Origin of the sequence: Curtobacterium uvaldense (genome assembly GCF_028307415.1) — a bacterium.
GTDB lineage: Bacteria > Actinomycetota > Actinomycetes > Actinomycetales > Microbacteriaceae > Curtobacterium.
On record NZ_JAQMHU010000014.1, the window covers coordinates 80,413 to 94,741 of the forward strand.

Here is a 14,329-nt window from a genome sequence, read left to right on the forward strand (position 1 = left end):
CCGGTCGGGTCCGGCAGGCGGGCGCGCGTGGTGACCGACGACGGACGGGAGGCCCGTGGCGGCGTCGCCACGGGCCTCCCGTCCGTCAGGTGGACGTGACCGTCAGTGGAACTGCGGGACGATCAGGTAGATGCCGTAGAGCACGGCCAGGCCGGAGACGGCGAAGCACGCGACGGCGAGCGCGCGAAACGCGCGGACGCCGGGCTGGACGGTGCCGGGCTGGGGGAAGCCGGCCGTGGCGGGGCCGACGGTGCCGTCGTCCTTCACGGTGTACTTGCCGGCGCGCGTGTCGGCGGCGCTCCAGAGGCGCAGGCCGATCGAGTAGACGAGGACCACGAAGCACGCGGAGACGACCGCGACGATCGCCACGGTGAGGAATGCAAACCAGTCGATGCCCATCAGCGGCGCCCTCCGTTCCGTCCGGCCATGCGGCGCAGGGTGCGCTCACGGCTGAGCTCGGCGCGCCGCTCGGCGACCTGGGCGGCACGCTTCTTGCGCTGCATGTCGCGGAGCTCCTTGCGGGTGAAGACCGCGTTGGCGGCCACGTCCACCTCGATCGCGGCGGCCTGGTCGTGCGGCTTCCGCAGCGACCAGAGGTAGAGCCCGAGGATGACGGCTGCGCCGACGACCGCGTCGATGACGAGTCCCCCGACACCGAGCCGGGCGATGCCGGACGCGATCGCGCCGACGGCTGCGGCGGCCGGCAGCGTGATGAACCATGCGACGACGATCTTGCCCGCCGTCGACCACTGGATCTTCGAGCCACGACGGCCGAGCCCGGCGCCGATGATCGAGCCCGACGACACCTGCGTGGTCGAGAGCGCGAAGCCGAGGTGGCTCGACGCGAGGATGGTGGCTGCGGTGGACGCCTCGGCGGCGAAGCCCTGGGTGGCGCGGATCTCGGTCAGACCCGACCCGAGGGTGCGGATGATGCGCCAACCACCGGTGTACGTGCCGAGTGCGATCGCGAGCGCACACGCGACGACGACCCAGAACTGCACGCCCTGGTTCGCCGACTGCGCGCCCGAGGCGATCAGCGTCAGCGTGATCACGCCCATCGTCTTCTGCGCGTCGTTCGTGCCGTGCGCGAGGGAGACCATCGAGCTCGTGAACACCTGGCCGATGCGGAAGCCGCCGCGCTCGTTCGGGAAGACCGGACGACGGGTCACGCGGTAGGCGATGCGCGTGGCGAGGAGCGAGACCAGCGCGGCGATCACCGGCGACAGGAACGCGGGGATGATCACGACGGTCAGCAGCGCGGCGTAGTTCACGGAGTCGAAGCCGGCCCCGACGATCGCGGCACCGATGAGCCCGCCGAACAGCGCGTGCGAGGACGACGACGGCAGACCGCGCAGCCACGTGATCATGTTCCACACGACCGCGCCGATCAGGCCCGCGAAGATCATCTCCGGGGTGATCGCGACGCCACCGGGGCCGTCGTTGATCAAGCCGTGCGAGATCGACGTCGCGACGGCGGTGCTGAGGAACGCACCGACGAGGTTGAGCACCGCGGCGACCGTGACGGCCACCTTGGGCTTCATGGCACCGGTGGCGATCGGTGTCGCCATCGCGTTGGCGGTGTCGTGAAAACCGTTTGTGAAGTCGAAGAAGAGGGCCAACGCGATGACCAGGACGACTATGAGTGTGATGTCCACCGCGGGCAAGTGTCGCAGCCGATCGGCTCCGGGGCAAACCCTGTCGTCCGCCGCCGCGCCACCCGACCTGCGGGATCGTTCAGCCTGCGAATCATGTCGATGGGAGAATGGACACCATGGACACCGCGGAACTCCTCATCCTGTTGATCGGTTCACTCGCGGTGACCGGCTTCGCGCGGGCCAAGGGGCTGCCCGCGCCGCTGCTCGTCACGGCCGTGGCGCTCGCGGTGTCGTTCCTGCCGGGCCTGCCGGAGATCGAGATCGACTCCGAGGTGATCCTCACCGTCGTCCTGCCGCCGCTGCTCTACTCCGCCGCCCTCGACGTGTCGTGGCAGAGCTTCCGGCAGTCCATCAAGCAGATCCGCCGTCTCGGTATCTTCCTCGTGATCGTCACTGCGCTCGCGGTCGCCCTCGCCGCGTACATCATCATCCCGGACATGGACTGGCCCGCGGCGATCCTGCTCGGCGCCGTCGTCGCCCCGCCGGACGCGGTGTCCGCCGCGGCGATCGGCCGGAAGCTCGGACTCCCCCGCCGGGTGATGACGGTCCTGTCCGGCGAGAGCCTCATCAACGACGCCGCGTCCCTCACCCTCGTGCGGGTCTTCACGCTCATCGCGGCGGGGACGTCGCTGACGATCTGGCAGGACCTCGGCATCTTCGGGCTCGCGATCGGTGTCGGCCTGGCGGTGGGCATCGTCCTCGGCGTCGCCGTCCACTGGATCCGGATGCGCATCAACGACCCGGTCGTCGAGACGATCATGAGCATCCTGCTGCCCTTCGTCGCGTACGTCCTCGCCGAGCACCTCTCCGGCTCCGGGGTCATCGCCGTGGTCACCGCGGGGCTGTACATCGGCTACAACTCGCCGAAGGAGGGCTACGCGACCCGGCTGCAGGAGCGCCCGCTGTGGACGAGTGCGGACGTGATCCTCGAGGGGTTCGTCTTCGCCCTCATCGGCCTGCAGCTGAAGACCGTCGTCCAGGACCTCGTCGAGAGCGACCGCAGCCTGACGCAGACCCTCACCGCGGCGGCCGTCGTCCTGGTCGTCGTGATCCTCGTGCGACCGCTCTTCGTGTTCGAGTCGTACGCGCGCAACCGCTTCAACGGCCGGTGGCTGCGGCCGTTGCGCGTCCGACTGTCCCGCGGTCACCCGTCCCTGCGCTGGCTGCGCGGCTCCGCCGAACCGAAGCTGAACTGGCGGGAGCTCACCGTCATCTCGTGGACCGGCATGCGCGGTGTGGTGACCCTCGCCGCGGCGGTCTCCGTCGTCGGCAACTCGGTCGACGTCAAGGCGCAGGACACCATCTTCGTGATCGCCTTCGTGGTCACCGTCGGCACGCTCCTGCTCCAGGGGCTGACCCTGCCGTTCGTGATCCGGGCGCTGAAGGTGCAGGACCCGGCCGAGGGCGAGGCGGACGTCCGGAGCGAGATGCGCCTCAACCAGCGCACCACCGAGGCCGCGATCGCCCTGCTCGAACGGAGGCGACCGGCGTGGGCCGAGCAGTACGGCGCCGAGGCATCGGACAGCGTCGTGAACCGACTGAAGGCCCGCCTCGAACGACAGGCCGAGACGTTCCGCCGCGACGCCGAGGAAGAGGAGGTCGAGGACCGGAACGCTCCGCTGCGACTCCGCGGCGCCCAGATCCAGGACATCCGCCGCGAACTGCTCGACCGTCGCCGCGAGATCGTGCTCGAGGAACGCGAGAAGGGCAACCTCGACGAGGAGGTCATGCGCCGCGTGCTCGTGACGCTCGACGCCGAGGAACTCGCGATGGACTCGGCCCAGGCCTCCCGCAGCCGGTCCTGACCCGGCGCTGCCGGTCCCGGGCCGCCGCAGCCGGTCCTGCCCCGACAGCTCACGGGGCACGGTGAGCACGCCCGGCGTACCGTGATGCTCCGACCAGCAGAAGGAGCAGAGCGCCGAGTGAGCGAGCCGCGGAACGACGTCCCCAGGAAGAGCGACCTCCCCGATCGTGACGGAGCGCCGCGGTCGTCCGCGCCGAAGCCCCGGCAGACCCGGCCCTCGACGCGGGGCGGTTCGCGGCCACGTCGCGGTGCTCCCGTCGCCGGCAGCCGGAGCGCCGGCAGCCGTGCGGGGCGCGTGCGCCAGGCACCGGTGCCCGAGCCGCAGCGGATCAGCCGGTACCGCCGCTGGTACGGCACGCTCCACCCCTCGCTGCAGCTCATCGGGCTGCAGCTCTGGATGCCGCTGTTCTTCATCGTCGGCTTCTGCCTCTGCTACGTCTTCGCCTTCCACGCTCCCCACCCGCACGGCGTCCCCGTCGCCCTGGTCGGCAGCGACCCGACCCTCGTCGCCGCCGTCGGCAAGGCCCTGCCCGGTGAGTACGTGTTCCACACGTACGAGTCGCTGGCCCGCGCGAAGCAGGACGTCCTGGCCGGCACGATGGCCGTCGCGTACGACCCTTCGGCGAACGAGGTCTTCAAGGCGAGCGCCCACCAGTTCCAGGTCGCCTCGCTCGTCCCCGCGACGCTGACCAGCGTGCTCACCGGGATCGGAGTCGCCGCCCCGACCGTCACCGAGCTCGCACCGCTGCCCGCGTACGACGAGTACGGCACCGTCGCGATGTACGTCATGCTCGCCTGGTGCATCGGCGGCTACATGGTCGCGATGTTCATCGGCATCATGGGCGGTCCGCTGCGGCACCGCACCCGCATGACCGTGATCGTCGTCGGCGGCCTCGTGATCTCCCTGATCACGAACACGCTCGCCGGCCCGGTCGTCGGCGCGATCCACGGGCACTGGATCGGACTCGTGCTCATCGCCTGGGGCTGGATCGTCGCGATCGGTCTCGCCGTCAACGGCCTGAGCTACTTCGTCGGCCGGTTCATCGCCGCGCCCGCGATGATCTGCTTCGTCTTCCTGTCGATGCCGTCCTCCGGCGGCGCGTACCCGAAGTGGTTCATGCCGGAGCCCTTTGCGTGGCTCAACCACGTCGTGGTCGGCTCGAGCATGGTCGACATGATCAAGCACGAGATCTACGGCGTCGGCCCCGGCTTCGGTCGCGGGCTGGTCACGATGGGCTGTTACGCCGCCGCCGGGCTCGTGCTGATGTTCTTCGGCAAGCAGTGGTGGGAGCGCCGTCGCATCGCGGCGATCGTGAACAACCGCACGACGATGTTCCAGGACGCGCAGACCGCGAACCGCGAGTTCCTCGGGAAGCAGCGGGACGCCGAGCTCGAGCGCCACGGACTGACCTCGACCGAGACCGGCACGCTGAGCGTCCTGCGCGACGACGACTGGGAGGACGAGCGTGTCGCCGGCGACGTCTTCACCGGCGGTCGCGACGGGCTCGAGCAGGAGACCACCCCGACCGGACGCATCCCCGTGGTGCGGCAGGCGGACCGGTCCGGCCCGGCGCGACCGGGAGGCGCTGCCACCGGCCCCCGCACCCGTCCCGTCCCCCGCGTGGACGCGTCCGGTCGCCGCCCGGCGCCGGCAGGATCGCGCACGACGCGGACCGGCGCGCCCGACGAGCGCCAGCACGGGCGGCACGCCGAGCGCTGACGCGCGCACGCTCGGCCGCTCCCCGGAGCGCGCGTATCCTGTTCCGCATGCACCCGCGCACCGCCTGGCACCGCGTCCTCGTCACCGCCGTCGTGGCGTTCCTCGTGCTCGCGGCAGCGCTCTACGCCGCGAGCGTGTTCCTCGCCCCCGCCGACGGCCGGAACACCGCCGGGCTGTTCGTCGGCTGGGCGATGTTCGCGGTCCTCGGGGCGATCGCGGCGGGCATCGTCGACTTCTTCGTCCGCCCGCTCGGTGGTCGCAGCGGGGACGCCGACGTCCTCGCCGCCGCGGAGGAGGCGCGCACCGGCAGCACCCGCGTCCAGCAGGGTCGTGCGGGCGCCCGCTAGACGCCTTCGCCGCTGAAGCCCGAGACGGTCGCGTTGTCCTCCGCGAAGGTGAAGCGCGCCGTGACGGTCCCGCCGGCCAGCACGCCCGGCAACCAGTAGCGCGCGTCGTCCCACATCGCGTCGTAGGGCACCGCGTCGACGGGGACCCACCGCGGCTCCAGCTCGTCGCTGCCCGACGGGGTCCCCTGCCAGCGGCGGCAGACGAAGACGTCCGAGCGCTGCGACCAGGACGGTCGGAACGGGAACCGGTAGTCCAACGTGCCACGCGCCTCCAGGTCGTCCGACTCGAGCCGCAGACCGACCTCCTCCGCCACCTCGCGCACCGCTGCCGCCACCGGCGGCTCCCCCGGCTCGCGCTTGCCGCCCGGACCGACGAGGCGCCCGGCCCCGAGCCCCCGACGCTTCTCGCCGAGCAGCACCTCGGGGCCGTCGGGACCGTCACGGAGCAGGTAGACGACCACGACCGGGGCGTGCTGGGACTTCGTCTCGTCGCGTTCGGTCACGGTCCCCAGTCTGGCGGACGTGTCCGGTGGACGCTCCGCGCTGGCGTACGATCGCTGGCATGGCAGGCGTGCTGCGGGGGCACCATGGCTGAGCCCCGCAGGACCGGGCGCAGCCTCGAAGTGCTGCGCGCCGAGGCCGCCGAGGAGATCTCGATGATCGTCGAGCACCGCAGCCGTGCGGGCGAGGACCCGTGGGAGTTCATGCCGACGCTCCCGACCGTCGACGAGCAGGTCGTGCTCATCCTCCGCGCCGATGCCGTCGAGCTCGACGCCGCGATCGGGCAGCGCAGCGTGCACTGGGCGGGCCACCCGGCCTCCGGGCAGGGCACCGAGCTCGGCGAGGAGTACCACCGGCTCCGCCGGATCGCCCTGCAGCACCCCGAGCTGACGCCGGCGGTGTGGAAGCTCATGGGCGCGCTCCCCGGGCGCGACTGACGACCACCGACCCGGTGCTGCGGTTGGATGGTGGCATGACCGACACCGTCCTCGCCGTCCTCAACCAGCCCTCGCGCGACGCCGCCCCGCACGACCCCGAGGCCGACGCGTACACGTGGGCGAAGCCGCTCGAGGAGCACCTGCAGGTGCAGGACCTCGGGGCGATCCGCGGCGACGGGGTGTTCGAGACCATCACGGTGGTCGACGGGCGGCCGCAGGCGCTCGAACCGCACCTCGCCCGCTTCGTGCGGTCCGCGGCGATGCTCGACCTGCCCACGCCGGACGTCGACGCGTGGCGCCAGGCGATCGAGGCGGTGTGCGCCCGGCTCGACCCGGTGCACGAGGCCTTCGCGAAGACCGTCATGACCCGCGGCGTCGAGGGCTCGGGTCGCCCGACCGGCTGGGTCTACGCGGCACCGTCCGGCGACCAGACGCCCGCGCGGACGGCGGGCATCGCCGTCGTGACGCTCGACCGCGGCTACCGGCACGACGTCGAGCGGACCTCGCCGTGGTTGCTGCAGGGCGCGAAGACGCTGTCGTACGCGGTGAACATGGCGGCGCTCCGCGAGGCCGAGCGCCGCGGAGCGGACGACGCGCTCTTCGTCTCGACGGACGGGTACGTGCTCGAGGGCACCCGCGCGAACCTGGTGATGTCCGTCGACGGCAGGTTCGTGACGCCGCGGACCGACATCGGCATCCTGGCGGGGACGACGCAGGCCGACGTCTTCCGGTTCGCCGAGGGCGAGGGCATCGCGACCTCGTACGAGCTCGTCACGCTGGCCGACCTGGAGGCCGCCGACGCCCTGTGGCTGCTGTCGAGCGTCCGCCAGGCGGCACCGATCCGGTCCGTGAACGGCGTCGCGCGGGAGATGGACCTGCCGATGACCGAGCGCATCAACGACTTCCTGCTGTCCCGCGACGCCTGACGCTCGGCGCCCCCTCCGCGGAACGCAACGTCGGCGGTTGCGCGCAGCGGTACGGCGTTGCGAGCAACCGCCGAGGTTGCGTCTTGCGGACGGGAGGACCGTGGCGGGGCCGCCACGAGCCTCCAGACCGTCATCCGGTCACCAGCGCGGCGTGGTGACGCCCGTCCCGTCGGCCCACTCGTACACGGACGCGCCCTCGATCCAGACGCGCGTCGCGCGGCTGGTCGCGGCCAGCGGGTCGCCGTCCCACAGGACGAGGTCGGCGTCGAAGCCCGGTGCGATGCGGCCGACACGGTCCCCGAAGCCGAGGAAGGCCGCGGGGTTGGTGGTGAGGGCCTCGAGCGCGGTCTGCCAGGGCAGGCCCTCCTTGACGGCCGCCGTGGCCTGGTCGACCAGCATCGCGATCGGCACGACCGGGGCGTCGGTGGTGATGGCCACGCGGACACCGGCGGCGGCGAGCGCCACGACGTTCGGGATGCCGCGGTCGCGGAGTTCGACCTTCGAGCGGCTCGTGAACAGCGGGCCGTAGATCACCGGGACGTCGCGCTCGGCGAGCAGGTCGGCGATCTTGTGCGCCTCGGTGCCGTGGTTGACGACGAGCCGGTACCCGAACTCGTCGGCCAGGCGGAGCGCGGTCGCGAGGTCGTCGTGCCGGTGGACGTGCTGGTCCCACGCGAGCTCGCCGTCGAGCACCCGGACGAGCGTCTCGTTCGTCAGGTCGCGGGTGAACGGCTCCCCCTTCGCGGCGGCGGCCGCACGGGCGGCGCGGTAGTCCTGCGCGGCGACGAACGCCTCGCGGACGACCTTCGCCACGCCGAGGCGCGTCGACGGCGTCCTCCCCTTGTCGCCGTACACGCGCTTCGGGTTCTCGCCGAGGGCGCTCTTGACGCTGACGGCGTCGGAGATGAGCTGCTCGTCGATCGTGCGACCACCCCAGGTCTTGATCGCGACGGTCTGCCCGCCGATCGGGTTGCCGGAGCCGGGCTTCACGACGATGCTCGTGATGCCGCCGGACAGTGCGTCGCGGAACCCCTCGTCGTCGATGTCCACGGCGTCGATCGCCCGCACCGCAGCCTGGTTCGGGTCGGTCATCTCGTTGGTGTCGTTGCCGGCCCAGCCGTTCGCCTCCTCGTGGATGCCGACGTGGCCGTGCGACTCGACGAACCCGGGGACGAGCCAGGCGCCGGCGGCGTCGACGACGGGGAGGCCGGGCGGCGGAGCCACGTCGGGGCCGACGGCGGTGATGCGGCCGTCCTCCACGACGACGGCACCCCCGTCGAAGGGCGGAGCGGTGACGGGGACGACGTGGGCCCCGGTGACGACGAACGAGTTGCGCATGCCACCACGGTACGGCGGAGCACCGTCGTCCCTGCGACATACCGATCCCTGGCGTCCGCGGTCGCGTCCGTCCTACCGTCTCGACACCGACGATCGACGCAGGAGGCTCCGTGTCCCGACCCCGACCACCCTGGCCCGCCCACGACACCGTCGTCCGGCCGTGGCGCAGCGCCACCCGCGGCGACCGGACCGTCCGGCAGACGGCGACCGTCACCGCTTCGGTCCCACCGTGCATCGCCGACGCGCACTGGGAGCCCGACGGAGCGACCGCGGCACTGCTCGACCGGAGCCTGACGGCGCTCCGGGCGCTCGACGAGGACGGCGGAGCCGGTCCCCTGCACCGGCTGCTCGCCCGGACCGAGGCGGTCGCGACCTCGCGCATCGAGCACGAGGACGCCACGGCCGAGGACGTCGCCCGGGCGCTGGTGGGCGTGCGCGCGAACACGAGCGCCTCGGTGATGGTGCAGGCCGGGGACGCCCTCGAGCGCCTGGTGCGGGCAGCCGGAGCCGGACACCTCGACGAGACCGCGCTCCTCGACGCCCACCGTGGTCTGCTGCGCGGCGACCCCGTGGACGGCCCGCACGCGGGTCGCTACCGCACCGTGCAGAACTGGATCGGGGGCGGGCGCACACCACGGGACGCCGACCACGTCCCACCGCCGCCCGAGTTCGTCCCGTCGCTCATGGCCGACCTGTTCGCGTTCCTCGGGCGCGACGACCTGCACCCCGTGGCCCAGGCGGCGATCGCACACGCACAGTTCGAGTCGATCCACCCGTTCACCGACGGCAACGGACGGACCGGTCGCGCGCTCGTGGCGGCGGTGCTGCGGCACCGGGGGGCGACGCGGACCGCGAGTCCACCCGTCTCGTCCGTCCTGGTCGCCGAGCGCGCCCGGTACTTCCAGCACCTGACGCAGTACCGCGAGGGACACGTCGACGCGTGGGTGCGCGACGTCGCCATCGCCGTGGGCGCGGGATCGGACGAGGCGCTCGTCACGGGGCTGCTGCTCGGCGAGGTCGCCGAGGACCGTGCGGCGACGACCTGCGCCTCCGGCCCGCACGCGGTGCTCGGGCGGGCGCTCGACCAGGACGCCGTCCTGACGGAGGACCACGCGGAGGAGCTCCTCCGCCGCGCGATCGCGCGGGGCGACGTCTCGGGGACGGCCGAGACGCTGCTCGAGACCACGGTCACCGACCTGTGCCGAGCCGGGGTCCTCCGTCCGGTGACGGCCCGTCGCCGGCGCCGTGCGTGGATCGCGCCGGCGGTGGCGGCCGAACTCGACGCCTTCGCCGAGCGCGTGCGAGCAGGTGTCGAGGCCCGGGCGCATAGGGTGGCGTGGTGAGCAGTGAGCACGCCCAGGCCACCCCGCCGACCGCCGCGAAGCGGCCCGTCACGCGGACCCACCACGGCATCGAGTTCGTCGACGACTACGAGTGGATGCGGGACAAGGAGTCACCGGAGACCCTCGCCCACCTCGAGGCCGAGAACGCCTGGACCGAGGCACAGACCGAGCACCTGACCGGCCTCCGCGACCGCATCTTCGCCGAGGTCAAGAACCGCGTGCAGGAGACGGACCTCTCCGTCCCGGTGCGCATGGGCGACTGGTGGTACTTCACGCGGACGGCCGAGGGCAGCCAGTACGGCGTGCACTGCCGCGCACCGATCACCGGCCCGGACGACTGGACGCCGCCCGCGGTCGACGAGGGTGCGACGGCCCTGCCCGGGGAGCAGGTCGTCCTCGACGGCAACGCCCTGGCCGAGGGGCACGACTTCTTCTCGCTCGGCAGCTACGACATCAGCGACGACGGGACCCGTCTCCTCTACGGCGTCGACGTCGAGGGCGACGAGCGCTACACGCTGCACGTGCGCGACCTCACGACGGGCACCGACCTCGGCGACGAGATCCCGGACACCGGCTCCGGCGCGACCTTCGACCCGTCCGGGCGCTACGTGTTCTACCCGACCGTCGACGAGTCCTGGCGTCCGGACCGCATCTGGCGGCACACCGTCGGCAGCGCCACCGGCGACGACGTCGTCGTGTTCGAGGAGTCCGACGACCGCTACTGGGTCGGCGTCGGCGTGACCCGCTCGTCGCAGTACATCGTCATCGAGCTCGGCTCAAAGATCACGTCCGAGGCACTGGTGCTCGACGCCGCCGACCCGACCGGCGAGTTCCGGGTCGTGTGGCCGCGGCGCGAGGGGGTCGAGTACGAGATCGAGCACGCCATCGTCGGCGGGAGCGACCGCTTCCTGGTGCTGCACAACGACGGCGCCGAGAACTTCGAACTCGTCGACGTCCCCGCCGACGACCCCACCTCGGAGCACGACCGCCGCGTCGTCGTCGCGCACCACACCGAGCGCCGCATCGAGTCCGTGGACGCCTTCGCCGGGCACCTGGCGCTCGAGTACCGGGCCGAGGCGCTCCCCCGCGTCGCCGTCATCCCGATCGAGGGCGACGGCTACGGCGACGCGCACGAGGTCCCCTTCGACGAGGCGCTCTTCTCGGCAGGGCTCGGCGGCAACCCCGAGTGGGAGCAGCCGACCCTGCGCATCGGGTACACGTCGTTCGTCACCCCGTCCGAGGTCAGCGACCTCGACCTGGCGACCGGCGAGGTCACGGTGCTCAAGCGACAGCCGGTCCTCGGCGGCTACGACCCGGCCGACTACGTGCAGGAGCGTGACTGGGCGACAGCCCCGGACGGCACGCAGGTGCCGATCTCGCTCGTCTGGCGCCGCGACGCGGTGGACGCCGACGGCCCGGCACCGCTGCACCTCTACGGGTACGGCTCCTACGAGCACTCCATCGACCCGGGCTTCAGCGTCATGCGCCTGTCCCTGCTCGACCGCGGCGTCGTCTTCGCGGTCGCCCACGTGCGGGGCGGCGGCGAGATGGGGCGGCACTGGTACGAGGACGGCAAGACGCTGACGAAGAAGAACACGTTCACCGACTTCGTCGCGGTCGCCGAGCACCTGATCGAGAGCGGTCGGACGAGCGCCGACCGTCTCGTGGCCGAGGGCGGCAGCGCCGGTGGCCTGCTCATGGGCGCGGTCGCGAACCTCGCGCCGGAGCGCTTCGCCGGCATCCTGGCCGCCGTCCCGTTCGTCGACGCGCTCACGAGCATCCTCGACCCGGACCTGCCGCTCACGGTGATCGAGTGGGACGAGTGGGGCGACCCGCTGCACGATGCCGAGGTCTACCGGTACATGAGCGAGTACTCGCCGTACGAGAACGTGCGCGACGACGTGCAGTACCCACGGATCCTCGCCGTGACGTCGATCAACGACACCCGTGTGCTCTACGTCGAACCGGCGAAGTGGACCGCGAAGCTGCGCGAGGTCGGGGCGCCGGTGCTGCTGAAGACCGAGATGGCCGCGGGGCACGGCGGCGTGAGCGGCCGGTACGACTCGTGGCGCGAGCGCGCGTTCGAGCTCGCCTGGTTGCTCGAGGTGCTCGGCCTGGCCGACGTGAACCCCGCGGCGGCCTCAGCGGAGCCGATCGCCGCCGGCTGAGCGGCGCCGCTGCCGATCGTCCCGCGGGAGCAACAGGACTCCACCGGAGTTCGGTGGAGTCCTGTCGCTCCCACGGAATGCTGCGCGACGCAGCGCGCCGAGCCGCGTCAGACGCGGTTGAGTGCCTGCACGGCCTGGTCGTACGAGTCCTCGGCGAGCCGCACGCGGTCCCCCGCGAGCACGCCGTACCCGAACGTCCCCTCACCACCACGCTCGGCGATGCCGGAGTGCACCCGGAGCACGTCGAGGGCGTGCAGGGAGCGCACCCGCTCGGTCAGCACGTCCGCGGCGTCCCCGATGCGCTTCCACAGCGCGTGCGGGAAGGCGTCGTCCCCGAGCACGTCCATCGCCGCCCGGGCGCGGGTCGCAGCGCGCCAGGCGGTCTCGGTCGCCGCACGGTCGGCGGCTTCACGGTCGACAGGGCCGACGCTCTCGTCGTCGTCCCCGACCGCGTTCCGGACCAGGTCACGGACGCGTGGCTTCTCGACCGCCGAGACGTCCTGAGCGACGTGCTTCGGCGACCGGAGCGCCCACGCCGTCGGCGCCGGACGCTCGACGGCGTCGTCGAGGGCGTCGAGGAGTTCGAGGTAGCGCTCGGAGTGCAGGAAGGCCGTGACCTCGCCGACCGCGACGGCACGGCGCTCGCGGGTGGCGGCGAGCACCCGCTCCCGGGTCATCGCGTCGACGAGCAGGTCTTGTGCCGGCGTCGACGCGTGGGGCAGACGCTCCACGAGGTAGTCGGCCAGCGCAGCGCGCGCCGTCACGGCGGCGAGGGCGTCCGCGGCCTCGGCTGCTCGGTCGGTCGCCGGGGTCGCCGGGAACGCAGGACGGTACGAGCCGAGCACGGCGGCGATGTCGAGGGAGGTCCTCGCCGTCTCGCGGAGGTCCGTCTCCGCCCCGGCGCGCAGCTGTCCTTCGAGGGCGAGCAGGGTCGATCGCAGCTTGCGCAGGCGCTTCGTCAGTGCCCGCGCCGCGGTGTGCTTCTCCGGCTTCTCCGCCGTGCGGAGCCGGGCGGCGGGCGCGCCCTCCAGGCCGCGGGCGAGCTTCGAGGTGACCGCCGCGGGGTGCGCGTCGATGTCGGCGAAGCGACCGTCGAGTGCGGCGAAGAGCTCGTGCGCCACCTGTTCGTCGACGCCCTCGGCGACCTCGACCTCGACCTCGCGCCAGGTGCGCGGGGTCGCGGGCGCGTGGTCGTCGAGGCGCTGGGCGACCACGCGGTCGTCGGCGAGTTCGGCGACCTGGTCGTCGTCCTCGTCGAGCAACCGCACGACCGCCCGCGTGGTGGTGATGCGGACGACGGGGCGCAGGCCGCGGCCCCGGCGCTCGGCGAACAGCGCGGCCAGGACCTCGTCGGGCACGGTGTCGGGATCGTCCGTCAGGGCGAAGTGCTGCTCGTGCCGGACGGTGTCCGACGCGGCGCGCTTGATGTGCCATCCCGCGTCCGGGCCACCCGTCCGTCGGCGGACGGTCACCCGCGAGGCGACGAGGTCGTACCGCTCGGTGTCCCAGTAGGTCGCGTCGAGGCCGAACGGCTCCTGGCGCTCCGTCCGGGCGATGCTGCCGACGCCGATGAGGTCCGGCAGGTCGTCGCCCTCGGGCATGTCGTACGTACGCTCGATCTCGAGGTGGGTGTCCGTCACGCGGTCCTGTCTACCAGGGGTCACCGGGGTTCCCCGAACCGGCGGGGTTAGCCTGGGCACATGAGCGAGACAGTCACCCGCGACGCGTTCGTGCCCGAGGCCGGCGGCGTCACGATGTTCACGACGAGCTGGTGCGGCTACTGCGCCCGGCTGAAGAACCAGATGTCGAAGGCGGGCGTGCCGTTCCGCGAGGTCGACATCGAGCAGACCCCCGGCACCGCGGAGCTCGTCGCCGAGGTCAACGGCGGCAACCAGACCGTGCCGACGCTGGTCTTCCCGGACGGCAGCACCGCGACGAACCCGTCCCTGGCCGAGGTGCAGTCGCGCGTCTGACGCGAGGCGCCGACGGCGCGCTGCACAACGAGAAGCGGGGGGGGGGCGCCCCGGGGGGGGGGGGGGGGGGGGGGGGGGGTGTCCAATAGACAGCGCCCCCCCCACCGGAGTGCTGTG

The 14,329-nt window shown here is 72.5% G+C and carries 13 protein-coding genes; 8 read left to right on the forward strand and 5 right to left on the reverse strand.

Going from position 1 to position 14,329, the window contains the following annotated elements; translation table 11 throughout:
- Positions 1–102 precede the first annotated feature (102 nt).
- Both PIJ49_RS10015 and PIJ49_RS10020 read right to left on the reverse strand, forming a co-directional pair.
- Positions 103–399: a hypothetical protein gene (locus tag PIJ49_RS10015; protein ID WP_066653232.1), complete on the reverse strand. Its 297-nt coding sequence runs from the start codon at positions 397–399 to the stop codon at positions 103–105.
- Positions 399–1,655, reverse strand: a complete 1,257-nt coding sequence (locus PIJ49_RS10020; protein WP_271826501.1) for an inorganic phosphate transporter — start codon at positions 1,653–1,655, stop codon at positions 399–401. The genes PIJ49_RS10015 and PIJ49_RS10020 overlap by 1 nt, the downstream gene beginning before the upstream one ends.
- A gap of 116 nt (positions 1,656–1,771) precedes the next feature.
- On the opposite strand from PIJ49_RS10020, the gene PIJ49_RS10025 reads away from it, so the two are divergent.
- From PIJ49_RS10025 to PIJ49_RS10035, 3 genes are all read left to right on the forward strand, one after another.
- A complete protein-coding gene (locus tag PIJ49_RS10025; RefSeq protein WP_209686086.1) occupies positions 1,772–3,460 on the forward strand; it encodes a cation:proton antiporter in 1,689 nt (562 codons plus the stop codon).
- A gap of 294 nt (positions 3,461–3,754) precedes the next feature.
- Positions 3,755–5,179 carry an ABC transporter permease gene (locus tag PIJ49_RS10030; RefSeq protein ID WP_066653225.1) on the forward strand — a complete coding sequence of 475 codons (1,425 nt, stop codon included), beginning with the start codon at positions 3,755–3,757 and terminating at the stop codon, positions 5,177–5,179.
- A gap of 47 nt (positions 5,180–5,226) precedes the next feature.
- Complete coding sequence (locus PIJ49_RS10035) at positions 5,227–5,526, forward strand: hypothetical protein (RefSeq protein WP_066653223.1); 300 nt, start codon at positions 5,227–5,229, stop codon at positions 5,524–5,526.
- Here PIJ49_RS10035 and PIJ49_RS10040 read toward each other — a convergent pair.
- On the reverse strand, positions 5,523–6,029 hold the full coding sequence (locus tag PIJ49_RS10040) for an 8-oxo-dGTP diphosphatase (protein WP_066653220.1): 507 nt from the start codon (positions 6,027–6,029) through the stop codon (positions 5,523–5,525). The genes PIJ49_RS10035 and PIJ49_RS10040 overlap by 4 nt on opposite strands.
- An 84-nt stretch (positions 6,030–6,113) precedes the next feature.
- Here PIJ49_RS10040 and PIJ49_RS10045 point away from each other — a divergent pair, with 84 nt between their 5' ends.
- Together PIJ49_RS10045 and PIJ49_RS10050 are read left to right on the forward strand one after the other, a co-directional pair.
- Entirely contained in the window at positions 6,114–6,464 is a 351-nt protein-coding gene (locus PIJ49_RS10045) for a tryptophan synthase subunit alpha (RefSeq protein ID WP_066653218.1), read from the forward strand.
- Between the two features lie 35 nt (positions 6,465–6,499).
- Positions 6,500–7,390, forward strand: a complete 891-nt coding sequence (locus tag PIJ49_RS10050) for an aminodeoxychorismate lyase (protein ID WP_251154806.1) — start codon at positions 6,500–6,502, stop codon at positions 7,388–7,390.
- 138 nt (positions 7,391–7,528) lie between these two features.
- On the opposite strand, the gene PIJ49_RS10055 is transcribed toward PIJ49_RS10050, so the two are convergent.
- Positions 7,529–8,728 (reverse strand): amidohydrolase, encoded by a 1,200-nt coding sequence (locus PIJ49_RS10055; protein WP_251160876.1) that lies wholly within the window; start codon positions 8,726–8,728, stop codon positions 7,529–7,531.
- Positions 8,729–8,838: 110 nt separating this feature from the next.
- Here PIJ49_RS10055 and PIJ49_RS10060 point away from each other — a divergent pair, with 110 nt between their 5' ends.
- On the forward strand, positions 8,839–10,071 hold the full coding sequence (locus PIJ49_RS10060; protein ID WP_271826502.1) for a Fic family protein: 1,233 nt from the start codon (positions 8,839–8,841) through the stop codon (positions 10,069–10,071).
- On the forward strand, positions 10,068–12,239 hold the full coding sequence (locus tag PIJ49_RS10065) for a S9 family peptidase (protein ID WP_066657945.1): 2,172 nt from the start codon (positions 10,068–10,070) through the stop codon (positions 12,237–12,239). Before PIJ49_RS10060 ends, PIJ49_RS10065 begins: the two co-directional genes overlap by 4 nt.
- A gap of 107 nt (positions 12,240–12,346) precedes the next feature.
- Here the strand turns inward: PIJ49_RS10065 and PIJ49_RS10070 are convergent, their stop codons facing one another.
- Entirely contained in the window at positions 12,347–13,879 is a 1,533-nt protein-coding gene (locus PIJ49_RS10070) for a CYTH domain-containing protein (RefSeq protein ID WP_066653209.1), read from the reverse strand.
- Between the two features lie 60 nt (positions 13,880–13,939).
- Between PIJ49_RS10070 and PIJ49_RS10075 the strand changes: the two genes are divergently transcribed.
- Positions 13,940–14,212 carry a mycoredoxin gene (locus PIJ49_RS10075; RefSeq protein WP_066653207.1) on the forward strand — a complete coding sequence of 91 codons (273 nt, stop codon included), beginning with the start codon at positions 13,940–13,942 and terminating at the stop codon, positions 14,210–14,212.
- Positions 14,213–14,329: the final 117 nt, after the last annotated feature.